Source organism: Sulfurimonas sp. (assembly GCF_041583195.1).
In the GTDB taxonomy this organism is placed as follows: domain Bacteria; phylum Campylobacterota; class Campylobacteria; order Campylobacterales; family Sulfurimonadaceae; genus Sulfurimonas.
Map to the genome: position 1 here is coordinate 166163 of NZ_JBFHGL010000003.1, position 25776 is coordinate 191938.

The following is a 25776-nucleotide window of genomic DNA, read 5'->3' on the forward strand; positions in this document are numbered from 1 at the left end:
TAATAAACTCTCCTAAAATGCCAAAGTCAATTGTGTATGTGATTTTTGTTCAGATTGATTTTGTTCTAAAATACTTTTATCAACTCCGGCTACAAATGCGAAATTAAATCGGTTTTGCTTTAAAATATTTAAAATCTCATCACTATTTTTATAAATAAAAGTGTTTTGTGTAACATTTAAATCGATATCTTGAGGAACAATGTAAATTATGTTTGCCCAAGTAGCATTATTTTGCAAATACTCAATCTCGGTTTTTATTAAGTCATTGTTTGATTCAAAAATTAGAACTTTATCGCTTGTACCAAACTCTTTTATCTCAAAGTTTTTATTTGTAAATACAGCTTCAAAGTGCTCTATTGGAGTGAATTTTTTTAGTTTATAGTTGATCTTAAGTGTTTTAAATATATTAAACAGCTCTTCTAAATAAGGCATAAAAAACGGCGATATTGTTTGTCTTTCATAAAATACATTATCATATATAAAAGATGTTTCAAAAAGTGTTTTTTCCATAATTGTTATTTGCTCTAGAGATCTGCTTGGCGTATTCTTTTTATTTGCAAATATTCTTTCATCGTTAAGTGAAGGTGAAAAAAGCAGGGTAGAGCGGTTTTGTATATGCCATAAGTTTTTAAAAAGATGTTCAGTATCTCCACTAACTATAACACAGTGTGGTTCTATAATAAATTGTTTAGCTAATTTGATAACAACTTCACTACATTCATAAGCTGTAGCTTCTTTTTCTATAAGTCTAAATCTTAGAAGTCTTTTTAATGCTTCTTCTAAATTATCTGTTTGAATCCATGCAATTTCACTATCTAGTATTTCACAGTCTGACTCATAAAATATTCCGTAAGCACCGTTTTTTACGGCTTCTGATATCTCTTGATTATTTTTGGCTATGAAGAGATCGCCTCGATTTACTTTGTTTACGTCAAAAATGATATTTTCAAAATTACTTACACATGGCTCAGTATTTAGTTTTGCATGTGTAAGTGCTAGTAGGTTTTCAAGCCTCATCCAATAGGAGTGCCGGCTTTTTTAGGTTTTTCAGGGCGAATAAGACATAAACCCTCATCATCTTTAGCTGCTAGTAGCATACCTTCAGATAACATTCCCATTAGTTTGGCAGGTTTTAGGTTTGCAACTACACAAACCTGAGTACCGATCAAATCTTCTGCAGAGTAAGATTTTTTAATACCTGCAATGATTTGTCTAGGTTTAGCTTCTCCTAGATCTACTTGTAGTTTAAGAAGTTTTGAGCTTTTAGGCACTGCTTCACCTTCAACTACGGTTCCGACTTTTAGAGATGTCTCAAAAAATTGACCGATCTCTATTAAATTATCTTCTTCAACCTCTTGAGGCTCATCATCACTTACAGGTTTGTTTGGCTCTTGTGCAGGAGCTTCAGGCATTAAAGGCTCTTCAATACGAGGAAATAGTGGATCTATCTTTTTAATATTAAATAATTTTAACAGTTTTTTATCACAAACTAGCTCTGTATAACTATCGTTATTGATCTCAAAATTAAGAGTATCTGCAACTTTTTTAGATGTGTTAGGCATAATAGGAGAAAGCATAACAACAGCTTTTGCAAGAACATTTGCAACTAGTGCAACTGTAGCTAGTGCTTCGTCTTTTCTGTCTTCTTTCATCTTAGCCCATGGCTCATACTCTGTAATAGCGCTGTTTCCAATAGCAAAAAGCTTCCAAAGCTCTTCAAGGTATCTATGAGTTTGAAGAGTTTCCATGTAGTTGTCTAATGAATCTAATACCTCATTCATCTGAGTTAACTCTTTAGAATGGTATTTTTCTACATCAACACTATCGATCTCAAAATCAGAGTATTTACCGCTCATACCGATTATACGGTTTAATAAGTTACCAAGATCGTTACTTAATTCAGAGTTCATTCTATCAATCAGTGCACGTTGAGAAAAGTCACCGTCTTGACCAAAAGGAACTTCACGAAGCATGAAGTATCTTAGGTTTTCATATCCATAAGCATCTGACACATCTTTAGGTGATACTACGTTACCTTTAGACTTACTCATCTTTTCGCCATCGCGTGTCCACCAACCGTGTGCACCAATAGTTTTTGGAAGCGGAAGATCAAGACTCATTAAAAATGCAGGCCAGTAAATAGCATGAAAGCGCAAGATATCTTTACCCACAAGCTGCGTTGAAGCTGGCCAGAAGTCCATATTTTCTTCATTTTTACCATATCCAAGAGCTGTTATATAGTTTAGAAGTGCATCCAACCATACATACATAACATGTTTGTCATCGTTTATAGAAGCTGGCATATGTACACCCCACGAAAATGAAGTACGAGTTACTGAAAGATCACGTAATCCGCCTTTTACAAAGTTAATTACTTCATTAGCGCGAGATTTTGGCATGATAAATTCAGGATTTTGTTCATAGTGTGCTAAAAGTTTGTCTTCATAGTTTGAAAGTTTAAAAAAGTAGCTTTCCTCTTTTACTACGTTTGTTGTACGACCACAGTCAGGACAAAATTCACCATCAACTAATTGAGTTTCAGGAAAGAAAGTCTCACAGCTTACACAGTAGTGACCTTCATAGAAATCTTTGTAAATATCACCTTTTTCGTACATTTTCTCAAACGCTTTTTGAACACCAAGCTTATGATCTTCATCTGTTGTACGGATAAACTTATCGTAAGATATTTCAAACTCATCCCAAAGGTTTCTAAATGTAGCACTGATCTCATCAGCAAAGGCTTGAGTTTCTTTACCTTTCTTTTGAGCAGATTCTTCGATCTTTTGACCATGTTCGTCAGTACCGGTTAAAAAGAAAGTTTTTTCACCTTTTAGTCTTTCGTATCTTGCTAGTGAATCAGCTATAAAAGTTGTATATGCATGACCAATGTGTGCTTCACCATTCACGTAGTAGATTGGGGTAGTTATATATTTACTCAATTTTTATCCTATTAAATATTTTAATTTTGTTATTTTATCTAAGAATTCTTAGATAATAGTTTAAAACTCAAAGCCACCTGTATCTCCCTTGGACATACTGTTATAAACTGAGTTTACATAATCATTTCTAAGCTCACACTTTAGAAATTGATCACATTTGCTGCAAGAATCAACACTGTTTTTTTGTTGACATTCTTTTACATTTTCTATCATGCTTTCTAAATGAAGTTCAAATTTATCAAGCTCTTTAGATTCAGTTGTTTGCATAAACTTCTTTTACTCTTTGAATTTCATGACGTGATCCAAAAAAACAAGGTGATGTATCGTGAACATGAGCATATGGAAGTGTCATTAGATCATCTTTACCGTTAATCGCTTCTCCGCCTGCTAGTTTATAAATGAATGCAAAAGGGAAAACTTCGAACAGTCTGCGTAGTTTTCCTTCAGGTTTATCACTTGTAGCAGGGTAAGAAAACAGACCACCGCCTTTTAGCAGTATTTGGTGAAGATCTGGAACCATACCACCGGAATATCTAAGGCGATAACCCTCTTTAAAGAAACTGTCTACTAGTTCTTTATGATATGGTTCCCAGTTTTGTTGAGTCCCGCCGGGTGCGTTTAGATTACCTTTTTCTTTCATACGGATCTCTTTAACAAACTCCCAGTTTTCCTCTTGAAGCAGGTGAAGTTTAACTTTATTGTGAGCAAACACCATTTCAACTCTTGGTCCATGAACTACATAACATGAAGCAACCATATTTTCAGAACCAAATCCACCTTCATATATACCGTAAATAGTCCCTACACTAAGGTTAACGTCTATTAAAGATGAACCATCAAGTGGATCATATGCTATAAAATACTTACCTTTTGTATTTAGCTCCATTGGATGCTCTTTTTCTTCACTTGCTATTGTATGAACCGTAGGTACGTGTGAAAGTTCCTCTTCGATTATCATATCGCATTGAATATCAAGCTGAAGTTGTGTTTCACCTGAGCTGTTTGCTTGGTTTGAATAACCAATATCTTTAATATCAATCGCTTTTTTGATTCTTTTTGCACTTCTTTGTATCGCTTCAAATATATCTGTCATTTATACTTCCTTTGAGTTTTTAAGTATCCAAGATATTACATCTTCAGGGTCATTTAGATCTAACATAGAAACATTTTTTGGGATATCGTAAGCATCTGAATCTATGCTCTCATCTATAGCCAACGCATCCATGTATGGAAAATAGTCTGTATCTAGAGAGTTTCTAAATACGGCTATTCTAGGTAAAGGCAGGTTTTTTAAACCCTCGACAAGCAGTATGTCAAACTTGTCAAAGAGTCTAATCATCTCATCTAGTTCTTTTTGTCTATGAGAAAAGTAAGTTGTACGTGTAGGGGAGGTTACTATAACTTCAGCCCCTGTATCACTAAACTTGTAGCTGTCTTTTCCCTCAACATCAAACCTTGCTTTATCACCTGGATCATGTTTTATTATTGCCACCTCTTTTTTATGCTCATAAATAAGTTTTCTGGCAACTTTTAATATAAGTGTTGTCTTCCCACTATTTGATGGTCCAGTAAAAGCTACTGCTAATCTTTTATTCAATGTTATATCTTTACTTAAAATTTAAAGTGATTATACAAAAGAAAAGTTTAACAAGTTATAATTTCGGCATGAAAACTATATATATTTTGTTAATACTTTTATTTATAAGCGGATGTTCAAGCCAAAATGCATTTACTTACTTTGATTTAAACAAGGAACAACAACTAAGTGCCCAAAGTTTTAAAAGGGTAAAGTTAAGTGAGGGTGAAAAAGTTATAGGAACATTTTCTACTATATATTTAAATGAGGTTTATCCAAATAGATTTAATAAAAACGAGTATTTTGTTGTTTATATCTACATGAAAGATTCTATAGAAGATTTTGATTTAAAACTTAACTCTCACGGATATATGAAGATCAAAGAGCTAAACTATGATAATAGGTTCTCAACTCTTACTAGAGAGAAGAGCGAATGGAGTAAATATTATTTAGTATCATTCGAAGAACAGGGAAATCAGCTAAATTTAGATTTATACATAAATAACTCTAAATTAGCATCAATCGGCTACAAAAAAAATCAACAATAGTTTGTTTTAGAGAGCACGTAAAACAGAGCTTAGTATTACAACTACCACTTGAAGAGCTATAATAATAACAAGAGGTGCTAAATCAAGCCCGCCAAAATCTGTTTTTATGTTTCTTCTAACTAAAGTGTAAGCTGGTTGAGTAACTCTATGTAAAAACTGAACGATTGGATTGTAAGGATCAGGGTTTACAAAACTAAGTAGTGCAGCTATTATAACTACCCAAATATATACATTGATCAGCGTTATTAAAATACCACCTAAACCTTGAATAATATCAACTAACACGCTCATTTAACGATTCCCCCTATATAGTTTTTTAAATATTTATAGATCTTCTCAAGATCAGGACCTTCCTCAGCTCCTGTAAGCACGTAACGAAGTATTTTAGAAAAATTCTCATCATCGATATCTGTTTCTTTTGAAATATAAGCTTTAAAATCATCAAATGCATCAAAAAATGGTGCATTCTTAATTGCGTCAATCATAACCTTTGACTGCTCACTAAGCTCATTTGGTATGTTTTTATCTGCAAAAATAGGCTCTATTTTAGCTTTTAACTCTTTTGTAGTAGATACACCATCTAAAAATACACGAGCAAGCTCACCAATTTCAGCATCGGCAAATCCTACATAACGTGATAACTCTTTTGCGTCTAGATTTTTAAGATAAGTGTTGTTAATCTGCTTAAGTTTCTCTATGCTGAACTCTGCAGGTGAGTTGGAAATTTTATTTATATCAAACGACTCTATTGCTTCTTCTAAAGTAAAAATTTCAGAGGATGATTCTATAACTGTTGATAGAAGACAGTTAATGATAGCTTCAGGCAGAAAGCCTTGTTCTAGTAGGCTTTTAATACTAAAATCTTCAGAATTAGAAATAGGTACAAGGTGTGCATATTCAACATTTTTTTCATACCCTAAAGATCTTCTGATATGTTCTTGTTTTGGAGTATTTGAGAGATGATTTTCATCACGAATTATCATACTAATATCACTAATCATATCATCAATAGCACACGCAAAATTATATGTAGGTGTTTTATCTTGATTGAGAATTACAAAACTGTCTACTTCATCAATAGAAAAAGATAAGTCACCTTTAATTTTATCATGTATTACTATGTCTGATTCAGGTCTAGTGATTCTTATTCTGAAAGGATTTGTATTGTCAATTACAAGTTCTGCAGGTAGATTTCTACAAGCATCATCATAGCTGTAAGGTTTATTATCTTTTTCAGCTTCTTTGCGCTTTTTATCAAGCCATTCATCTGAACAAAAACAACTAAAAGCTCTTTTTTCATGCATCAATTGTAGAGCCATAGCTGAGTGGAACTTGTAGTTTTGGCTTTGATAGATTGTTTGAGTGTATTTTATGCCAAAAAGATCAAGTATGTCTAAAATTTCTTGATCGCATCCTTCTATGTTTTTCTCTTTATCCATATCTTCTATACGTACTATAAAATCTTCTTTTTTTTGTTGAGAAACAATATAGTTGAGTAGGGCAAGCCTCAAGCTTCCTATGTTCATTTCACCAGTTGGACTAGGTGCGAATCTAAGCATTAAAAATCCTATAAAATTATTTTTGAAATTTTATCAAATTTTAGCTAATAAAGTTCTTTTGTTTTGATTGTTTTTTTATTTGAAAGTGGTGACCCCAAGGAGACTCGAACTCCTGTAACATGGATGAAAACCATGGATCCTAACCGCTAGACGATGGGGCCATTTGTTGTTGAGCCGAAATTATATATATCTTTTACTTAAGATAATATAAATTTCGAAAGGTTTGTTAGTTATTTTCGTAAAAACCTCTTAATGCTCTAATAATAACTGCATTTTTAGAGATACTTTCCTCTTTTGCATTCTCATTTACAAGATCATATAAATCTAACGGTAAAGAGATAGAGAAAGTTTTTGTTTCTACTTTACGTTTTTTGTTGATCATTGAAGTGATTCCACTAAGAAGTTCAATGATTTTTTTAGTATCAATTGGTTTTTGAATAAAACTATTTACACCAACTTCGATAGACTCAGATATTTTTTCAATATCGTTACTTGCAGATATTACGATAATGATTTGTCCTGGGTTTTGTTCACGAATTTTTCTTGCAAGCTCAATTCCATCCATACCAGGCATAACAATATCAACGAAAATTATGTCCGGATTAACTTTACCAAATGCATCTAGAGCTTCTTCAGCATTAAAGCATGAAGTAACATTTGAAAAAAAGTTTTTAAAAGTTGAACTTAATAGTTCATTTGTAACTTTCTCATCCTCTACAACCATAGCTGTAAGTTTTTTTGTCTGTTGTGTTAATTGTACTAAATCAATATTTGCCATAACGATTCCTAATTAAAATTTTCAAAGTATTATACACAAAAAATGTTAATAAACAAATATTATATTAACTGTTAATAACAGAAAATTAACAATCTTTATATTTTTTGAATTTTTCTAGCCATTCTATATCTAGTTCTTTAGCATCTTCTTTTTGTGTTAATAAGGTATCTATAATACTTATAAGTGTTTTTTCATCCATAAACTCAAGAAGAGCAGGGTTAATTGATGTTGAATTAATGTCATCGTAATTGTTTAATAGGTTTTGAATATCTAATATCAGTTCCTCTTTTCTACTACTCATTATTCTTCTCCTTCACTCATTGTACGTTTTTTAAAGCCGGTATTTAATCTAAATTTTAAGCCGATATAATAGCTTTTTGTGATTAATTTCTTTAAATAATATGCTAAATACCCTTTAACTTTAATATATGAAAATAGTTCACCTACTGCATATTTTCCTCCAAGTGCCACGAAAATACCGTCTACATTTGCTGAGAAAGGTTGAATCTCTTTGTTTTGTATAAGCTTTTCTATTGAACTAGCTGCATACTCTGCACTTTTTTCAGCGATTTGTGCAGTAGGGGGAAGTATATTTTGCTTTTTGTCTTTAATCTCACAACAGTCGCCAATTACAAATATGTTTTTTTCAATGCGTAGGGTAGTATCGCATATATATTGGTTTGTTCTGTTTAATGAAGGATTTATATCACATTCTATTGTATTTGCTAATATTCCGCCCGTAAATATCATAAAGGTATAATCAAGTTTCCTACCGTCTTTAAAATATACTGTATCAAGATCTACACGTTCAATAAATGACTTTGTCATTATGTTTATACCTAGATCATTAAGTCTATTTTTCGTATTTTCTATAATATATGGACTCATACCAGGCAGTATTGTTTCACTTGCATCAATAAGGTAAACCTTAATCTCTTTTGCAGACTCACCAATACTTTTAGTGTGTCTTTTTATAACATCACTCATCTCTGCAGCTATCTCTACACCGCTTAGTCCTGCACCACCAATTGCAAGGTTGATGGTTTGACCCTGTATAGATGGATTTTCAAGCTTTTCATAAAGTAGGTGTTCAAAAGATGTACGAAAACTATGACTTCTAAAAAGCTTTTTAACTCCGTAACCGTATTTATCCATGCCATCTATAAAACTAAAAAAGTTCGTACGTGCACCAGTAGCAATTATTAGATAATCATAATCGTAAGTGGAAGAGGCTGTTTGAATAGAACGCTTTGAAGAGTTAATATATTCAACTTTTTCTTTTATAAACGTAATAGGGTACTTGAATCCATGGCACCAGTTGTTTAAATCAAGTGCTACATCGTGCAGATCAAATCTACCTGCAATATAACCGTAAGCTTCTGTTTGTAGATAGTGATATGAATTTTCATCAAATAGATATAATGAAACTTGTTCGTTACCAACCAAATGTTCTATTGCTCTTAAACCACCGTAACCGGCACCAACTACTGCTACTTTAATCATCGTTATTTAATTACCTTGTATAAATGTTTTGGAATTATAGTATATTTTCAAATGTAGCAGAGTATGTATGTATTGAGTTACAGGCTTTGTCATATATATGTCTTGGTTAACATAATTTATCTAAACTCATTTTTTGTCAATTAAATATTTTTAGCTGTAAAATATAACTTAATTACACATAATAGAAATAAATAAACATAAATCAACTATTTTGCACTATGTGATTGTGATAATTGATACACTTACGCATTAAATAATATAATTTCTTAAAAAATATTTTTTGCAAGGCGCACAATGAATAATGATAAACTTTTGAAAATTTTGAAATATTGGTACTCACAAGAACTTCTTCTCCCACAAACTATAGAAAATCCTTCCAAAATTAATAACTTTAACCAAAAGGCATTCAGAGGTACACTTAGTGAAGCTTCAAATTTTATTCAAAATACAAAACATCATGTTAAACCAGGATATGGATGGGAATATATTCTTTATGGTGGCATATATAAGATTGAAAAAATTAAACAAACTCTGATCAATGTATTAAATGTGTCAGATGATTTTGAAGAACGAACACAATATGGAAATGCAGCCTTATATGCAATTAATATTGATCAAAACTTATTACCAAAAAAAGATGGTCTTCAAATTTCCACTGCTCCTTGGGCATTAAATTCAATATGTGTAAATAAAAACACATCGAAATTAGATTATAGTGATTTTGAAAATATATCTAACTATTTAACCGATTGGTTAAATAATGAGGAGTTTGAAACAAATTTTACAAACGTATTTAATATTATAGATGAAAAAATAGTTAATGATATTGGTGCTAATTTTTTATTTGAAAAAGACCTTTATCAGGTTTTAGCAACACAAAAAAAGCTTGAAAACATTAAAGAAGACACAATTGAAACAGATATATTAAACAGCTTTTATACCCAAGATTTAAAAAAAACAATTGATAGTGTAAGTTTAAATAAAAACATAGATTTAATACGCACATACTTAGAAATGGATGAATCATCTGTCGTAAAAAAAAGAATAGATATTGTGAAAAATATTGATTATGTATATGATGTTTTGTCTCCTGAAAATATACCAATTGCTTGCTGGCCATCAGAGAATGGTTATCCACTTGCATATAGTCAGCAATTTGCTATAAATTCAATATTAAATAGACTATCAAGAAACACAGGGCTTTATTCAGTAAATGGACCTCCCGGTACAGGTAAAACAACAATGTTACGTGATCTTATTGCTATGATAATAACTGAACGTGCGCAAAAAATAGCAACACTTGATAAGCCTAGCGATTTATTTAAATCCGCTAAACAAAGTGAAGCATGGAAAACTGATGATTATCAGAGATGGTTTTCACCACTAAAAGAGATTTTTTTAGGTGATGAAATTGTAGTTGCCTCAAGCAATAATGGTGCAGTTGAGAATGTAACATTAGAAATCCCGGCTTCAGAATCTATTGATAAAAAATGGTTAGATAAAATAGATTTTTTTAAAACTACTGGAGACAGGCTAATATCAGGAGAATCATGGGGGAGTGGGGCAGCATGCTTAGGAAACTCAAAAAATAAGAGTAGGTTTATATCCAACTTTTGGTATGACGATCAACAAAAACATTTAGAAGGTTTTCAAAGTTATTTAAAAAAGGCTAAAGATATCCCAGAGGAAACTAGTATTAAGAAATGGGAAAAGGCTAAAAAAGAATTTTTGTCATCTGTTGAAAAAGTTAAAACAATGAAAGAGTTTAGGCTTAAAATTAAAAAACTACCTGAACAAATACAAGTGGCTATCAATTCTAAACAAATTGAATTGGATAACGAATCAAGCAAATTACAGACACTAATACAAACTTTACAGCATTACCAAGAAAAAGTTAAAGAACTTACTAATCAGCAAGAACCAATACAGCTTATTATAAATAATCTAGATAAGGTTATCAGCCAAGATATTACTAAATCCCAATCCTGTAATAAAGAGATCTTAGATATACAAAAACAAATTGAATTACATTTTGATAAGAAGCTGTCTTTTTTTGAAGTTATTATAGACTGGTTGGCATTTAAAGGTAAAAGAAATAAATCATGGAATGAAAAGGCAATTTTTCTTGAAGAGAAAGAAGTAGAACTTCAAAAGAGTCAAAAATCTTTAAAAGAAAATATAAAAAGTAAACAAAAAAAACTAAAAAAAGAACAGCTTGCTTTAGCAGAGATAACTATAAGTTTGGTCGAAACAAGATCTCTAGTATCTACTACAGAAGAAAATATTCATAGTAAAGAAAATGATATAAATAATTTAAGAAACTCTATGAAAAACTTAAAATCAAAGCTAGATTCAGCATTTCAAAACAGAAATAAATATGAAAAAAGAGAAAACGATGTTAATTCTAGAGAGTTGTCAAGTCCTTGGATGGATAATGAATTTCATCTGGCTAGAGCAGATGTGTTTTGTAAAGCACTTAATTTGCATAAAGCTCTCATTGATTCAAATGCTAATCGATTAAGAAACAATCTTTTTTGTCTTATAGATATTTTGGAAAATAAAGTAAAAGCTAATACCAAGTTTTCAAATACTGTTGAACATGCATGGGCTACACTATTTTTCTTTGTTCCAGTTGTATCAACAACTTTTGCATCTTTTGGTAGGTTGTTTGAACATTTATGGGGCAAGAAGATTGGATGGGTATTAATAGATGAAGCTGGTCAAGCATCAGCTCAGGCTGCTGTAGGGGCTATTATGAGAGCAAAACGTGTTGTAACTGTTGGGGATCCATTACAGCTAGAACCAATAATAGGACTTCCTTCTTCTATACAAGATATGCTTAGAAAGGAGGCAGGAGCTCATGAAAACTCTCTTTCTGAATACACATCTGTACAAAAAAGAGCTGATTTCTCTGAAATCCATGGTACATACTTATCATCTGATGAAGAAAATAATACTTGGGTAGGATCACCATTAAGGGTTCATAGAAGATGCTGCTCACCTATGTTTGAAATTTCTAATGTTACTACTTATAATGGACTAATGGTTCATGGGAAGAAAAAGGTAAATGAAAGACTTGATAAAAGTCAATGGATTGATGTTAATTCTTCTATAAACAGTGGTCATTGGATTGAAGAAGAAGGTGTTGTAACAGGAAAGATTATTAAATATCTTAGTGGAAACGATGTTGAATCAAAAGACATATATATAATTAGTCCATTCAAAGACGTAGTTAAAGGTTTAAAAGACCATTTTAGAAGTTTAGACACAATAAAAAGAGAGAATATTGGCACTATTCATACTGTTCAAGGAAAAGAGGCTAGAGTAGTAATACTTGTTCTTGGCAGTGATCCACAAAATGAAGGGGCTAGAATGTGGGCATCTAAAAAGCCAAACTTGGTAAATGTGGCTGCCACTCGTGCAAAAAATAGATTTTATGTAGTAGGTAATAAACAAAAATGGGAAAACAAACGTTATTTTAAAGATATAGTTGCTTTATTAAATTGAAATTGTTTCATTAGAATTTTCAAAAGGATTTTTTATATGAGAGGTACAGGCTTTGTCATATATAGTTTGGTTAACATAATGTATATTCTATTGAAAATATTTTATTGCTTCAGTTTGAGGTACACTACACTTAATGCAGGTAAAGTAACTTCTAGCTTGTGGTTTCTACCATGATGTTTAACTTGCTTAGATTTTATAGGTTTGTCATTTTTAGCACTCCAGCCATTAAACTCAGAATCCTGAGAATTAAAAATCTCAACATATTCACCTTTTTTTGAAATACCTATAGGATATGACTCACGTGTATGATCAGAGAAATTACACACAACTATAATATCATCCTCTTGTTTTTCAGCTTTTCTTATAAAAGCTATAACATTCGCCTGATAATCTCTTTCATCAATCCATTCAAAACCATTGGTTTCATTGTCGTTTTGGTGCAGGGCTGGTTCATATCTATATAACTGGTTTAGTGTGCTTACAATCTTATTAACACCCCTATTTTCTGCGTTCTCAAGTAGATGCCAATCAAGGCTTTGCTCATAATTCCATTCGGCAAATTGAGCTAGTTCTCCACCCATAAACAGTAGTTTTTTCCCAGGATGAGCCATCATGAAACCATACATTGCACGAAGATTTGCAAACTTCTGATTATTATCTCCAGGCATTTTATTGATCAAAGAGCCCTTCATATGTACCACTTCATCGTGACTAAGCGGCAGTATATAATTTTCATTATACATATATATAAAGCTAAATGTAAGTTGCCCGTGGTGATGTTGTCTGTAAACAGGGTCGTTTTTAAAATATTTCAGAGTGTCGTGCATCCAGCCCATGTTCCATTTAAATCCAAAACCAAGCCCCCCGCTCTCAACAGGACGGCTAACCATAGGATATGCCGTAGATTCTTCTGCAAAGGTCATTATGTCGTTAAACTCTTTATACAATGATGTATTTAACTGTTTTAAAAATGTAATGGCTCCAAGATTCTCGTTTCCTCCAAACTCATTTGGAATCCACTCACCCTCTTCCCTTCCAAAGTCTAAAAACAGCATTGAAGAAACAGCATCTACACGTATGCCATCAATATGGTATTTCTCAAGCCAAAACATAGCTGATGAGATCAAAAATGCGCGTACTTCGTTGCGATCATAATTAAATATTGCACTGCCCCAATCCGGATGATAGCCTTTTCTAGGGTCTTTATGCTCATATAAACAGGTACCGTCAAAGTTCATAAGCCCATGCCCGTCAGTAACAAAGTGTGAAGGAACCCAGTCTAAGATCACCCCTATTCCGTTACAATGCATAATGTCAACAAACCTCATAAACTCTTCAGGTGTCCCAAAACGTGATGTCGGTGCGAAATAACCGCTTACCTGATAACCCCATGAACCTTTAAACGGAAACTCTGTAATTGGTAAAAGCTCTACATGGGTAAAGTTCATCTCTTTTATATATGCAGCTAATTCCTGTGCAGCCTCAACATAGTTAAGATAGCGGTTGTCCTCTTCAACTTTTCTTCTCCAAGAACCTAGATGAACTTCATAGATAGATATAGGAGCTTTGTGTGAGTTTTTTTTAGCTCTTGTAGACATCCACTCCTTATCATTCCATTTATAGTCTTCTATATTCCATATTTTAGATGCAGAATGCGGAGCTACTTCAGCATAAAAAGCATACGGATCAGCCTTGTCAGGATTAGCATTATGTTCACCTGTAGATATATGATACTTATATGTAGAGCCTTTACTTACACCCTCTATAAAAACTTCCCAAATACCTGACTCATCATCTCTTTTTTTCATCTGGTGAGAGTGGATGTCGTAGTTATTAAAATCACCTCTTATAGACACACCTAATGCATTTGGAGCCCACAGTGCAAAGTAAGTTCCGTTTTGTTCCTCTCTTTGCATAAGGTGTGAGCCTAGTTTTTGATAAAGTTTAGTATGAGTTCCCTCTTTAAACAGATATATATCAAGCTCTTCGAAACGGCTTATATCATAGTAACACGGGTATTGCATACAAACTCCTTATTGTAGTTTAGAAACTCTTCTTTTAGCTATAGCGTAACGATAAACATCTTCATAAGATGAAGCCGCATCATCCCAGCCAAAGTGCATTCTCATTGCATTTTGCTGTAGTTTTTTATAAGCATCACGATCATTCCAGTAAACTTCAGCCGCCCAGATTACCGTATGGTAAAGACCATCATGTGTAGGCATATAAAATTTAAAACCGTTGCCGCTTTTGTGTTCTTCACTATAATTCTCAATAGTATCGTCAAGTCCACCTACTGCACGCACAATTGGGAGTGTTCCATATCGCAGGCTATAGATTTGGTTAAGCCCGCACGGTTCAAAAAGTGATGGCATTAAAAAGAAGTCACACCCTGCTTCTATCTGGTGGGCAAGCTCATCGGAATAACCGACATGCAGACCAAATCTGCCAAAGTGACGAGAAGCTACTTCACTAAAGTAGTGCTCAGCCCATTTTTCACCAGTTCCTAGCATTACAACTTGGATATTTCTATCTAAAAGAGAGTCTATTACTCCTGCTATAAGCTCTATACCTTTTTGTTTTGCAAAACGTCCTACAAAACCAATTAGCGGTTTATTATCATCAATCTCAAGAGAGAAGTGTTCTTGTAAGGCTCTCTTGCAAACAGCTTTGCCTTTCATATCATCAACATCAAAGTTTTTAGCTATATATTTATCAACTGAAGGATTCCATTCATCATAATCAACACCGTTTAAAATGCCAAATAATTTTGATGAGTGAGCTTTTATATGAGAATCCAACCCAAAACCAAAGTCTGGGATCTGCATCTCTTTAGCATAACGTTTAGAGACAGTAGTTACTGCATCTGCGTATGCTATACCGCCCTTTAGAAGATTAAGTCTGTCCATACTCTCATAAGCTTGCGGATTAAAGTGCTCCCAGCCACTCTCCATAACATCTATTGCACCTTTAAAAAAATCACCTTGGTGTTCAAGATTATGAATAGTAAGTATTGTAGGAATACTGCCAAAATCATGCTGATAATGAGTCTGAGTAATGAGCGGCAGAGCTGCCGTATGCCAGTCGTTTGCATGTATAACATCCGGTACAAAATTTAGCATTTTGCAAAGTTCAAGTGCTGCTTTAGATAAGAATATAAAACGGTTGTCATTGTCCTGATATGGTTCGTTATCACTATGATAAAGCCCTTTTCTACCAAAAAACTGTTCATGATCTATAAAATATACCTCTGCATCACTCCCTGGAAGTTTTGCTTTATACACAGCACCATACAGTTCACCCATAGGTCCCATGTTTACACCAAGTACACCTTCAATATGAGTTAAAGAACCTTTGTCTATTTGATAGTATCTTGGCATTACAACTATTACATTGTGTCCCATTGCACCTAGAGCTTTTGGCAGTGCACCTGAAACATCCGCAAGCCCACCTGTTTTGGCAAATGGAACAACTTCAGATGCTACAAATAAGATATTCAACTCTTTCTTAACCATTATAGTCCTTTAGTAATAGTGCGCCCTGCAAAGGGGCATCTTCAAGATCACTTATGCAGATTTTTAGATCTTTAAGTGCTTGAGGTAATGCATAATTTTCAATTTGATTTATTATTATATCTTTTAAATAATGATTTTGTGTTATAACACTTCCGCCAAGCACTAAAATTTCAGGATTGAACAGTGTAACAGCTACTCCTACAGCATGTTTTAATGCTTCTTCAAACTCGTTTAGTAGCTCTTTATTTGACTTTTTTAAATTCTCTAGTGTTACATCGCAATTCAGATCTAGATGTTTTATCCATTTTTTAAGCCCTGAACCTGATGCGTAAAGTTCTATACAGTTATCACGTCCACAACCACATTCTAAAGGGCTTTTTTTATAAGGTATATGCCCTATTTCAGCTGCAATATTATGTTTACCGCGAAGAATTTTGCCAGATTCTATTACACCAAGTCCAAGTCCTGTTCCTACATATAAGGCACAAATATTTTCACTTTTATGTGCATTTGATTCAGCCAATACAGCACATGTAAGATCATTTTCTATTTTTAATGAAAGATCAAATTCGGACTCTATTGCCTGCTTTATTTCATGTTTATCAATTTCAATATTTGGTGCTGAGATTATTTTTCCATCTTCAACCTGCCCTGCATAAGCTATACCTACTGTTTTTATATCTGTAAACTCATTTAAAATAGATACAATCCATGTATAAAGACCTGTTTCAGAACTTTTTGCACTTAATGATTTTACGACTTTGTCTTTATTCCAGATCTGTGCACGTAAATTTGTACCGCCAGCATCGATAGCCAAATTCATCCGAGCACCTTCTTATATAATTTACTATATAGTAATGCACTTTTTTCAAACGAGAAATTACATCCCATATTAAAAGATATAGTATTTGCCATTTTTGTTTTATCTAAATAAAGTTTTAGAGCTTTTTCTACTGCACAAATAAGAGAATCTTTAGTTGGTTCTGTAAATACTATTCCTTGAGCACAACTTTTATTATCTTCATGTACGGTATCTTTTAATCCCCCAACACTGTTAACTATAGGTATTGTTCCATAACGCATAGCGATCATTTGATTAAGTCCGCATGGCTCAAATAGTGACGGCATAAGTAAAAAGTCACCGCTAGCATAGACTTTGTGTGAGAAATCTTCATCGTATCCAAAGTTTAGATGAAAATTATCATATTTTTCTGCAAAATGCTCAAGTTTATGCTTGAAAACACCCTCACCTTCAGCCAGTATTATTAAGTTTAGCTTTTTATTTAATATATCATCTAATGAATCTAAAAGAAGTCCAAAACCCTTTTGTTCAACAAGTCTGCTGACCATCACAAAAGTTGGTATTTGTGTGTCTTTGAATTCTAATTTACTTAAAAGAGCTTGTTTATTTGCATTTTTTAGTTCTATACTGTTTTCATCAAACCTTGATTCTATAGCATTATCTGTTTTTGGATTAAATATATCATAATCAATACCGTTTAATATACCTGATAATTTTTTAGAATGGTGACTTAAAAAACTGTGTAAACCGCATCCGAACTGTTCTGTAAGTATCTCTTTGGCATACTGTTCACTAACAGTTGTAACTGCGTCGCTGTAAGCGATACCTGCTTTTATGAAACTTACTTTATCGTAAAACTCAAGATCATCCATATTAAAGTAAGAACCGTCAATTCCAAGCTGCTCTAATACATTTTTATCAAATATACCTTGATAAGCGAGATTATGAATAGTAAAAACAGTTTTAATGTGTGGTGCTTTTTCTTTTATAAAGAGTGCAGCTAAAGCACAATGCCAGTCATTTAGATGAAGCAAATCTGCCTTTACATGTTTGGCAAGTTCTACTATAGCTGCACTAAAAACACCAAAGTTTGGGTTGTCGTTTGAGTATGAACCGCTTTTGGTGGTATAAAACTCTTTATTTCTACTAAAAATGTCTGAATCTATAAAGTATGTAGTAATATCTTTATGTATGTCACTATATATAGTTATATTGTAAGTATTTTGACCAAGCTTTAGTTCAAAAAAGAGATCTTCTTTTTTAAATGATGTCTTGTCTAAAAAACCATATAAAGGCATAACACGAATGATATCTGCATATTTGCTTAATGATCTAGGTAATGCCTGTGCAACATCGCCCAAACCTCCGCTTTTTGCGTATGGAAAGATCTCACTTGCTGCAAAAAGTATTTTCACATAGACTCTCTTGAATTAAAAAGAGATACACATTCCTCAGGCGAAACAGGGTTTATAGCCATACCTGTTGATAATTCAAATCCGCCAAGACGATATATTCTTGGGATAATACGAAGTGTAAAACGGTAATTTTTATGCAAATAAGCCATATAAGCTTCATTTTCAAAGTTTGTATTGAGAGGTGCTAACCTAAAGTATAGGTTATAATCAAATTCACCCAACTGATGGTTAAGCTTTTGAAATACATCTTTTATAATAAGTGATAGATCGCTTAGATCCCTTCGTGAACACTGTTCAAGGGACATAAAATTTTCTTTTGGAACTATCATTACTTCAAAAGGATATGCACTTGCATACGGACAAAAGGCTGCGAAGTTTCCAAACTCCGATACTATACGTTTTTTGTCAGACAACTCATTTTGAAGTATATCTTCCATTATTCCGCGACCATGCCTATGATAATACTTCATGTTTCTCTCAAGAAAAACAAGTTCATCCTGTGGCATTATAGGCAGAGCAAGTATTTGAGTATGTGGATGTTCTTGTGTAGCTCCTGCCTTGTAGCCAAAGTTTTTAAAAATATTCAAGTGTATAAAACGTTTATCTCTTTTTAGATCTTCTATACGAACTATCATTGTTCTTAACCAGTTCTCAATAGTTTGTGAATCGACTTGTTCAACATTACAATTATGACAAGTGGAGTCTATTAATACTTCATGAGCCCCTACCCCTGGGATCGATTCAAACATACTCTCTCTTTTTGATTTATCTTCGAGTTCAATTTGAACAGCTTTATACAGGTTAGGAACTACACGTGTTTTCCAGCCTGGTGTATTTGGCATATTATCACGTATAGCATAAACTTCAGGCGGTGTTAAAGATTCGTTTCCTTCACAAAAAGGACAACGGTGCCCAGATAGTTCAGTATTGCTTTTCTCTTGGTTTAAATCAGGTCTATGTAACCTCTCAGGTGCTATAAGAACATATTGATTATGTATACGGTCAAGGCGTATTTCAGACATTAGACACTCCGACATCTATTTGTAAATTTAGTTTTGATTCAAAAGGCAGACTAAAAAGAAAAGATATCTGCTGAGCTACTTTATCAAATCCGCTCTCACTTAATGAGACTGTATTAAGTATATAAGCATATATATTACATTTCTGACTAAATTTTAATTCTATTTTCTTTTGTGTAAAACTATCTATAATATGAAGCGAATCTACATCCTCAAGAGTAAGTCCGCTTTGTACTTTTTGATTATTAATTATAACATTATATGGGTGGGCAAAATGAAAATTACACTCGCTTGCATAGAAAAGTTTTTCTTTATAGTCTGTAGTACAGTTAAAGTTTAGAGTAAATCCGTTGTTTATAAAATCATAGTTCTTTGTAACTTCACATCTATAAGGTTCATCAAGGTATATTCCACCACGGCGTGTAAAAGTGTTTGTGTTTTTATCAAGATCAAAGTGGTTATTGGCAAAATCGCCAACTTCTCTAAATGTGAGTTTTTTAAAGCTATCAAGTTCAAAAGTATTTTGTGAGAAATGATCTATAAAAGAGTGTTTAGGATGCCAGTCGTAAACCAGTTCCTCTTTTAGATCTTCCTCTATTACATCATTAGTATTATGAATTGTCTCTATACCGTCATCGTTTTGATCAGCTTCTAACTCAACTTCTTCTTTTGGATTTAGAATTTTTTCATGGTAGGCTTCTTTACGACGCATAAGCGTGTTTTGCCAGTTAAAAAGACTATCTAATGTGCTAAATTCTATCATTTGACCGCCCCAGCGGCTAGAAAATATACTACACAGTGATTTACTTAGTACTTTAAGTTCACTATATCCATCTTTATTGATATCTTCAAAATTATATAAAATGCTATCTTTTGATAAAGATTTTTCAATCTCGAGTATATATTTGTATGCATTATCACGAAGATTTGGAAGATAAAGACCTCCAAATACACCGTGCCAATATACATCGTTTGTTTGTGCTTTATATAAACTTTCGATAAAGTCAGGTTCTAAAAGCTCCTGTTTAAGACTTAAAGAGAGCATCCTTTTATGCAGATAGTTGCTTTCATGATACTTGATAAAGAAATTTTTCCAAGTACCACCTTTTACCAGAGCTATTCCTACTTTCTCAAAATATTCATCACCAAGATTTTGCTTTAACTCTTCAAGAGCAAGTGTCTGCTCAGATCTTAAACTCCACTCTCCCATCTCAAAATAAGATGTGTTATTTAGGTATGCAAGACCTTTTGATCTATTGTTTTTTAAATACTCGCTATAGTGCTGTGTTTGAATAAATTTATTCTCTAAAACAGCCTCTATAAATTTTTTTAACCACTCTTGCTCATATACCCATTTGTGAGTTTTTGGCCATAATCCAAACTTTTCTGCATCATCAAATATAATAGCAGCCGAATCATCCTCTTTTGAAAATTCAAGTATGGTGTCAATAGCCCGATCAACAGTATAAAAAGGAAGAGCATAGCGAAGTTTTTTAGATATAGGAAAAAGAGCAAGTTCGTAACCGCCCTCTTCTGTTTTATAATACCCATCCATATTGGAATGCTCAAAACCACTACTTAAAAAGTGATAATCATCTACCATTGCATAATCAATTGAGATCTTGTTTAGATCAGGTACAATTGCAGACTCCCAAACCCTCTCTGTAAGCCATAATCCTTTTGGAGTTGTATTGAAGTGCTCCTTAATATAGTTACTTAGTTTAGTGATCTGAGTTTGTCTGTCACGTGAAGGAATTGAGCTTAGAACAGGTTCATAAAAGCCTGCACTCACCCATTCTATAGAACCTTGTTCACTTAGTTTTTTCATGTTTTGAAAAACTTTTGGATGTTTTGTTCTGATCTGCTCTAGCAACCAGCCACTAGAGTGAACTGCAAATTTAAACTTTGGATACTTGATCATGGTTTCAAAAAACGGTTCATAGCATAATTCTACTGCTTCGTTAACAGCTTCATCAAAATTATCTACAGGTTGATGCATATGGATACCAAAAAGTAAGGATACTTTTTTCATTTTAATTCCTTAAAACAATTGTTAAACAAACCAGTTTTCACTATAGTCGGTTTGTAAATTAATCTCTAGCTCACCAAACCCAGGTAATGTTTGAATAACCACGTTATCTTGAAGAAGCTCAAAACGCATCTGTACTTGTTCTATACCGATATGTTTTTTTTCTATCCTTATTTCAAGCCAGTTTTTTGCTATGATCTCTACAGATATATCACCGAATTTTTCTTTGTGATTTAAATCTTTTACTGATTCAAATGATATTTTTTCATTAAACTCTATCGGATCAATGATTACATTTATTGTGTCACATTTACATGCCTGGTCGGTGTTGTAATCAAAAGCAAAGTACATATACTCATCATCCTGTCCGTATAGAATTTTCCTAATAGGACCTCTAACCCTATCCATAGTTGAAAAGAGTTTACTCTCATCAATTACACCACACCCTATCCATTCAAAAAAAGAATCGTGAACACCATTTACCATAGGTGATATATGTGACTGTGGTTTAAGCCAGAAGTTTTTAGAACTGCGATCTTTTATAATTGATTCAAACAAGTCAGACGGTGGAGTTATATTCATAATGTCATATACAGATATTAAGTGTGAGCGAAACAGGACATCAAATTCGCTTCCAAAATCTGTAAAATGATCATCTCCGTACCACCAGAACCAGTCTGAACACTCAGCAGCTAAAAAATGTTCCGTTATCTTAGCAATAGTTTCATCATTCAAAGATGCTTTATGGTGTTCAAAATCACGCTTAGTCATATATATAAGTTCCCATCCGCGTGTTTTTTCACGATGTCCTATCCATGTATTAAACTCACCGTGAATCCAGCTTCCTGGAGAGAGACTATCTAGCGATACAGATGGAAGTTTAACTACATCTTCCATATGTATCGTATTACACCATTTGTTCTCTTTTAGCTTAGAATAGAGTGAATCAAAAAAATCAAAACCGTTGTTTTGAAAAAATTCCCAAGCATTCTCACCATCTAGTATTATAAATACTGTAGCATCATGATTTGACTCGTTAATTTTGGCAAGTGAAGATATAAAATGATCGCTTGCTTTATCTGCTTCCCAATATCTGTAAGTGAAACCAATATTATCACTGAGTGAATGATCACGAAAACCTATACACATATCGTTATAGTTATACGGAGTGTAGAGATTGTTTCTGTCTGAATTTTTAAGTGATTTGAAAAGTATAGCCTCATCTGTAGCAATCCATTTTATGCCGCATTCTTTTAGTAATGCTACACTTTTTTCATCAACTGCACCCTCTGCTGGCCAAAAACCATTGGGTGTAAATCCAAATGTATCTTTAAACAGTGATATTGCACGTTTTACCTGTTCTCTAGCATCTTCTTCTAAGGGAATATGCTTTTTTGGAATCACTGTTGTAGGATTTGCTTTGATGGCATTTTGCATATCCAGTAAAAGTGGTAATATTGGATGGTTTAAAGGTGTTGTAGATATTGATATTACATCATTTTCGTGCAGTTCTTTATAATAATCAAAAATAGTTGACACAAAATTAGATAGTTCGTTTAGTAATAATTGCTTATCTTCTTGATTATAGTTTCTTTCTTTTTTGATCAAAGTCTTTACAAGGTTGTTGTGTGTACGCAGATAAATCCCACACCAAGATAACACAAACAAGACCTGCATGTCAAAAAGCTCTCGATCGCTAAAATGCTCTTTTTGATATAACTCTTCATAAGATGTAAAAGGTACTACCATAGTTTCATACGGTGTGCTTTTACATATTTTGATTATCCATTTTCTATCATCTTCATTAAGATGAATGAGGTCTTTGATCCATAGATTTAAAAAACGATCATTGTCTTGCGGATCTTTAAAATAAAGTTTCAGCTGAGATATAAGGGGAGGCGTTATGTTAAACGTAGCTTTTAGAGAACTATGTCTACTTAACATCCAAGGCATATCGTAATAGTCTTTTATGGCATGTAAAAACACCCATGGCATCTGAATTATCCCTGATGAATCACGATAATCAGGTTGATGCATATGCCATATAAAACTAAGATTCATAGATGTCCTTTTATTCTTGTGACCATTGAGCTATTTTATCTTTATAGCTGTTATAAATAACTTCCCCGGAAGCTTTGTCTTTAGCTTGAATGTAAAGGTTGATATGATCTGTATACTGATCCGGAATCATTAATATCCAGTCTGTATTATTTTCCCATATCTTAACACCATCTATAGATGATGATTTTTTCCCTTTTGCACTCTCTAAAAATTTACGCATCATCTTACCTTTAAGTGCTTGTGTACACTCAACTTTGATCATCCTATAATCAAATTTTTCAATACATTTTGACACATCTGAGAGTTTTACACCGTTGCAGGTTACAAGCTCCATTATTTTAATAGATGCATACATAGCATCACGTGTAGCACCAAACTCCGTAAACGTATAGTTTCCATCTACCGTAGCGATCAATTCATACTCTTTTAATTTTTTAGCATCATAATCTGCGTATTTTCCACGCTCAATCTCTAGGTTTTCAAATTCAACTATATCAGGAGCCCATGTAGGAAGGAGGACTTTTTTTGTTTTTCCCTCATCTGTCATATTTATCAAATGCAGTACGGCTAAAAGACCTCTTATCTTATCTAACACCTCACCTTCATCAGTAACAAGTCTTATGTACTGTTCATTTGGATATATTATTACACCCATATTACATCCCAGACTTTTTACAATTGAAGAGATATTTGATTTTGAGTTTTTCTTTAATCCATCAATATTAAAAAGTTTTTTCTCATCGTGATAAGTATTTAAAACGATATTTTCAATTCCAAGATCATTTAAAATACCAGGTAAAATATCTGCAGTGGAGCTATGCATCATATCAACTGCTACACTGAAAGTATCACACTTAGACAGACTGCTTCTAATACTGTCTTCAAATGCCACCTTATAGCTTTGACACTCTTTATGATGCAGAGTTTCATGAATCTCTCCAACTAAAGAGTAATCCACACGACGAAATTTTTCTGTAAAAAATGCTTTTTCTATATCTTTTGATATATTTGTTCCTATGCGAAGTCCTTCGTGATTAAAAAGAGTAATTTGTGAACTTGTAGGATCCTCCATTGCCTGTTTAAAATGAGCTCCGCCAACTATTGTATCATCATGAGAAATCGTATATCTTAATACTGCACGTGCTGTATTTTTAAGATCAAGTACATCAACACCTCCTGAAAGCAGACCTCCTAAAAATGCACGTTTTAACATACGAGAATTTTTATCGTAATCACGTCCAACGGCAACTTTAGAACCTATTGGTAGTTGCGCAGCAAATGCTTCAGCTAGTTTTGTTGCCATTTCACATGAAAGTTCAATATTACTTTTTCCGGTAACTGTACCGTCTTGAAAAATTGAATTTTTATAACGACTTCCCCATACAAGGTTATGACTTACAATTGAAGCTGATTCGATGCTTTTTTCAGGCCATATAGTAACATCTTGCTCAAAGCGGCTAAGTTCTCCGATTTCACAACCTTCTGCAAGAATTAAACCGACTTTCGCGCTAACATTTTTACCTATTGTATTATCATTACAGATAACACAGTTGTTTAACTTTGTATTGTGGCCTATAACTACATCATTCCATAAAACTGAATTACTAATCTTAGAGTCACTGTCAATTGTAACGTTATCACCTATAACTACGTTGTTTAGTTTGACATTCTTTTTAATTATTACATTTTTACCTATAACAACATTTCCTATAATATCGATGCTTTTGTCAAACTGATAAGGTGTGTCACTATATAAAGTTCCATCAGGATACACTTCTGATTTACCTGGAATTTTAAAATTTACACGCCCAGTCAATATATCATCATATACGTCTCTATAACTCTCAGGATTACCTACATCGCGCCAATATCCTTCAAGATTATAACCCATAAGTGGTATATTGCTTTGCATAAGTAAAGGAAAAAGATCTTTAGCGAAGTCAAAATTTTTATTTTCAGGAATATAGTTAAGAATCTCTGGCTCTATAATATATATACCAGTATTTATTGTGTCACTAAACACTTCACCCCAACTTGGTTTTTCTAAAAACTTCTCTATTACGTTTTCTTCGTTTGCAATAACAACACCAAACTGTAAAGGATTCTCAACAGATGTTAATACTATGGACAGCTGAGATTCTTTGCTTTCATGGAAATCTAAAATCTTTTTAAAATCAAAGTCCGTTACAAGGTCACCGCTTATTATGATGAAGTTTTCATCTCCTATAAGCTCTTGAGCAAGTTTTACAGCCCCTGCTGTTCCATAATCATCATCTGGAAGCACATAAGATATTTTAATCCCAAATTCACTGCCATCTTTAAAATAGTCTTTAATAATATCTGGTTTAAAATAAAGTAAAACTATAAACTCTGTAATACCAATATCTTTTAATGTCATCATTGTATGTTCCATCATAGGACGGTTTACAATAGGTAACATAGGTTTAGGTCTAGAATTTGTAAGTGGTTGAATCCTACTTCCAAATCCACCTGCCATCACGACAGCCTTCATACATTCTCCCTCG

Annotated in this window: 20 protein-coding genes and 1 tRNA gene; 2 read left to right on the forward strand and 19 right to left on the reverse strand. The window is 33.1% G+C overall.

From position 1 onward, the window contains the following. Positions 1-12 precede the first annotated feature (12 nt). From ABZA65_RS04270 to mobB, 5 genes are read right to left on the reverse strand one after another with little or no spacing between them, the layout of a single operon-like run. The gene (locus ABZA65_RS04270; protein ID WP_373070958.1) at positions 13-1017 is read right to left on the reverse strand and encodes a hypothetical protein; all 1005 of its coding nucleotides are present in this window, start codon (positions 1015-1017) and stop codon (positions 13-15) included. Beyond that, positions 1014-2939: a methionine--tRNA ligase gene (metG, locus tag ABZA65_RS04275; protein ID WP_373070960.1), complete on the reverse strand. Its 1926-nt coding sequence runs from the start codon at positions 2937-2939 to the stop codon at positions 1014-1016. Before metG ends, ABZA65_RS04270 begins: the two co-directional genes overlap by 4 nt. Positions 2940-2999: 60 nt before the next feature. After that, positions 3000-3206, reverse strand: coding sequence for a hypothetical protein (locus ABZA65_RS04280; RefSeq protein ID WP_373070962.1), 207 nt, complete (start codon positions 3204-3206; stop codon positions 3000-3002). Beyond that, complete coding sequence (locus ABZA65_RS04285) at positions 3193-4032, reverse strand: class 1 fructose-bisphosphatase (protein ID WP_373070964.1); 840 nt, start codon at positions 4030-4032, stop codon at positions 3193-3195. The genes ABZA65_RS04280 and ABZA65_RS04285 overlap by 14 nt, the downstream gene beginning before the upstream one ends. Then, positions 4033-4536 (reverse strand): molybdopterin-guanine dinucleotide biosynthesis protein B, encoded by a 504-nt coding sequence (gene mobB / locus ABZA65_RS04290; RefSeq protein ID WP_373070966.1) that lies wholly within the window; start codon positions 4534-4536, stop codon positions 4033-4035. 68 nt (positions 4537-4604) lie between these two features. Between mobB and ABZA65_RS04295 the strand changes: the two genes are divergently transcribed. Further along, the gene (locus ABZA65_RS04295; protein ID WP_373070968.1) at positions 4605-5063 is read left to right on the forward strand and encodes a hypothetical protein; all 459 of its coding nucleotides are present in this window, start codon (positions 4605-4607) and stop codon (positions 5061-5063) included. Between the two features lie 6 nt (positions 5064-5069). Here the strand turns inward: ABZA65_RS04295 and ABZA65_RS04300 are convergent, their stop codons facing one another. The 6 genes from ABZA65_RS04300 to ABZA65_RS04325 all read right to left on the reverse strand — a co-directional run bounded on the left by ABZA65_RS04300 (position 5070) and on the right by ABZA65_RS04325 (position 8903). Further along, positions 5070-5354, reverse strand: a complete 285-nt coding sequence (locus tag ABZA65_RS04300; RefSeq protein WP_373070970.1) for a YggT family protein — start codon at positions 5352-5354, stop codon at positions 5070-5072. After that, the gene (gene gltX, locus ABZA65_RS04305; protein WP_373070972.1) at positions 5351-6622 is read right to left on the reverse strand and encodes a glutamate--tRNA ligase; all 1272 of its coding nucleotides are present in this window, start codon (positions 6620-6622) and stop codon (positions 5351-5353) included. The genes ABZA65_RS04300 and gltX overlap by 4 nt, the downstream gene beginning before the upstream one ends. An 86-nt stretch (positions 6623-6708) precedes the next feature. Beyond that, positions 6709-6783: transfer RNA gene (locus tag ABZA65_RS04310), tRNA-Glu, on the reverse strand. A gap of 65 nt (positions 6784-6848) precedes the next feature. Continuing rightward, a complete protein-coding gene (locus ABZA65_RS04315; RefSeq protein WP_373070974.1) occupies positions 6849-7400 on the reverse strand; it encodes a response regulator in 552 nt (183 codons plus the stop codon). 85 nt (positions 7401-7485) lie between these two features. Further along, a complete protein-coding gene (locus tag ABZA65_RS04320) occupies positions 7486-7701 on the reverse strand; it encodes a hypothetical protein (RefSeq protein WP_373070976.1) in 216 nt (71 codons plus the stop codon). After that, positions 7701-8903 (reverse strand): NAD(P)/FAD-dependent oxidoreductase, encoded by a 1203-nt coding sequence (locus ABZA65_RS04325; protein ID WP_373070978.1) that lies wholly within the window; start codon positions 8901-8903, stop codon positions 7701-7703. The genes ABZA65_RS04320 and ABZA65_RS04325 overlap by 1 nt, the downstream gene beginning before the upstream one ends. 294 nt (positions 8904-9197) lie before the next feature. Here ABZA65_RS04325 and ABZA65_RS04330 point away from each other — a divergent pair, with 294 nt between their 5' ends. Next, a complete protein-coding gene (locus ABZA65_RS04330; protein ID WP_373070980.1) occupies positions 9198-12410 on the forward strand; it encodes an AAA domain-containing protein in 3213 nt (1070 codons plus the stop codon). 101 nt (positions 12411-12511) lie between these two features. Here the strand turns inward: ABZA65_RS04330 and glgB are convergent, their stop codons facing one another. The 8 genes from glgB to ABZA65_RS04370 are packed head-to-tail and all read right to left on the reverse strand — an operon-like array spanning position 12512 to position 25763. Continuing rightward, positions 12512-14434 carry a 1,4-alpha-glucan branching protein GlgB gene (gene glgB, locus ABZA65_RS04335; protein WP_373070982.1) on the reverse strand — a complete coding sequence of 641 codons (1923 nt, stop codon included), beginning with the start codon at positions 14432-14434 and terminating at the stop codon, positions 12512-12514. Positions 14435-14443: 9 nt separating this feature from the next. Continuing rightward, positions 14444-15925 carry a glycogen synthase GlgA gene (gene glgA, locus ABZA65_RS04340; protein ID WP_373070984.1) on the reverse strand — a complete coding sequence of 494 codons (1482 nt, stop codon included), beginning with the start codon at positions 15923-15925 and terminating at the stop codon, positions 14444-14446. Continuing rightward, positions 15918-16748 (reverse strand): ROK family protein, encoded by an 831-nt coding sequence (locus ABZA65_RS04345; RefSeq protein ID WP_373070986.1) that lies wholly within the window; start codon positions 16746-16748, stop codon positions 15918-15920. The genes glgA and ABZA65_RS04345 overlap by 8 nt, the downstream gene beginning before the upstream one ends. After that, positions 16745-18142 (reverse strand): glycogen synthase, encoded by a 1398-nt coding sequence (locus ABZA65_RS04350; RefSeq protein WP_373070988.1) that lies wholly within the window; start codon positions 18140-18142, stop codon positions 16745-16747. Before ABZA65_RS04350 ends, ABZA65_RS04345 begins: the two co-directional genes overlap by 4 nt. Further along, positions 18139-19164: a galactose-1-phosphate uridylyltransferase gene (galT, locus tag ABZA65_RS04355; RefSeq protein WP_373070990.1), complete on the reverse strand. Its 1026-nt coding sequence runs from the start codon at positions 19162-19164 to the stop codon at positions 18139-18141. Before galT ends, ABZA65_RS04350 begins: the two co-directional genes overlap by 4 nt. Next, entirely contained in the window at positions 19157-21193 is a 2037-nt protein-coding gene (locus ABZA65_RS04360) for an alpha-amylase/4-alpha-glucanotransferase domain-containing protein (protein ID WP_373070992.1), read from the reverse strand. The genes galT and ABZA65_RS04360 overlap by 8 nt, the downstream gene beginning before the upstream one ends. Before the next feature lie 21 nt (positions 21194-21214). After that, positions 21215-23251 carry a glycoside hydrolase gene (locus ABZA65_RS04365; protein WP_373070994.1) on the reverse strand — a complete coding sequence of 679 codons (2037 nt, stop codon included), beginning with the start codon at positions 23249-23251 and terminating at the stop codon, positions 21215-21217. Between the two features lie 10 nt (positions 23252-23261). Beyond that, complete coding sequence (locus ABZA65_RS04370; protein WP_373070996.1) at positions 23262-25763, reverse strand: sugar phosphate nucleotidyltransferase; 2502 nt, start codon at positions 25761-25763, stop codon at positions 23262-23264. Between the last annotated feature and the right edge of the window lie 13 nt (positions 25764-25776).

Excerpts from the sequence above, each read along its gene's own strand:
- ABZA65_RS04270 (WP_373070958.1), bottom strand. The coding sequence starts at position 1,017 with ATGAGGCTTGAAAACCTACTAGCACTTACACATGCAAAACTAAATACT.
- ABZA65_RS04280 (WP_373070962.1), bottom strand. The coding sequence starts at position 3,206 with ATGCAAACAACTGAATCTAAAGAGCTTGATAAATTTGAACTTCATTTA.
- ABZA65_RS04285 (WP_373070964.1), bottom strand. The coding sequence starts at position 4,032 with ATGACAGATATATTTGAAGCGATACAAAGAAGTGCAAAAAGAATCAAA.
- ABZA65_RS04295 (WP_373070968.1), top strand. The coding sequence starts at position 4,605 with ATGAAAACTATATATATTTTGTTAATACTTTTATTTATAAGCGGATGT.
- ABZA65_RS04300 (WP_373070970.1), bottom strand. The coding sequence starts at position 5,354 with ATGAGCGTGTTAGTTGATATTATTCAAGGTTTAGGTGGTATTTTAATA.
- gltX (WP_373070972.1), bottom strand. The coding sequence starts at position 6,622 with ATGCTTAGATTCGCACCTAGTCCAACTGGTGAAATGAACATAGGAAGC.
- ABZA65_RS04315 (WP_373070974.1), bottom strand. The coding sequence starts at position 7,400 with ATGGCAAATATTGATTTAGTACAATTAACACAACAGACAAAAAAACTT.
- ABZA65_RS04320 (WP_373070976.1), bottom strand. The coding sequence starts at position 7,701 with ATGAGTAGTAGAAAAGAGGAACTGATATTAGATATTCAAAACCTATTA.
- ABZA65_RS04325 (WP_373070978.1), bottom strand. The coding sequence starts at position 8,903 with ATGATTAAAGTAGCAGTAGTTGGTGCCGGTTACGGTGGTTTAAGAGCA.
- ABZA65_RS04330 (WP_373070980.1), top strand. The coding sequence starts at position 9,198 with ATGAATAATGATAAACTTTTGAAAATTTTGAAATATTGGTACTCACAA.
- glgB (WP_373070982.1), bottom strand. The coding sequence starts at position 14,434 with ATGCAATACCCGTGTTACTATGATATAAGCCGTTTCGAAGAGCTTGAT.
- glgA (WP_373070984.1), bottom strand. The coding sequence starts at position 15,925 with ATGGTTAAGAAAGAGTTGAATATCTTATTTGTAGCATCTGAAGTTGTT.
- ABZA65_RS04345 (WP_373070986.1), bottom strand. The coding sequence starts at position 16,748 with ATGAATTTGGCTATCGATGCTGGCGGTACAAATTTACGTGCACAGATC.
- galT (WP_373070990.1), bottom strand. The coding sequence starts at position 19,164 with ATGTCTGAAATACGCCTTGACCGTATACATAATCAATATGTTCTTATA.
- ABZA65_RS04360 (WP_373070992.1), bottom strand. The coding sequence starts at position 21,193 with ATGAAAAAAGTATCCTTACTTTTTGGTATCCATATGCATCAACCTGTA.
- ABZA65_RS04365 (WP_373070994.1), bottom strand. The coding sequence starts at position 23,251 with ATGAATCTTAGTTTTATATGGCATATGCATCAACCTGATTATCGTGAT.
- ABZA65_RS04370 (WP_373070996.1), bottom strand. The coding sequence starts at position 25,763 with ATGAAGGCTGTCGTGATGGCAGGTGGATTTGGAAGTAGGATTCAACCA.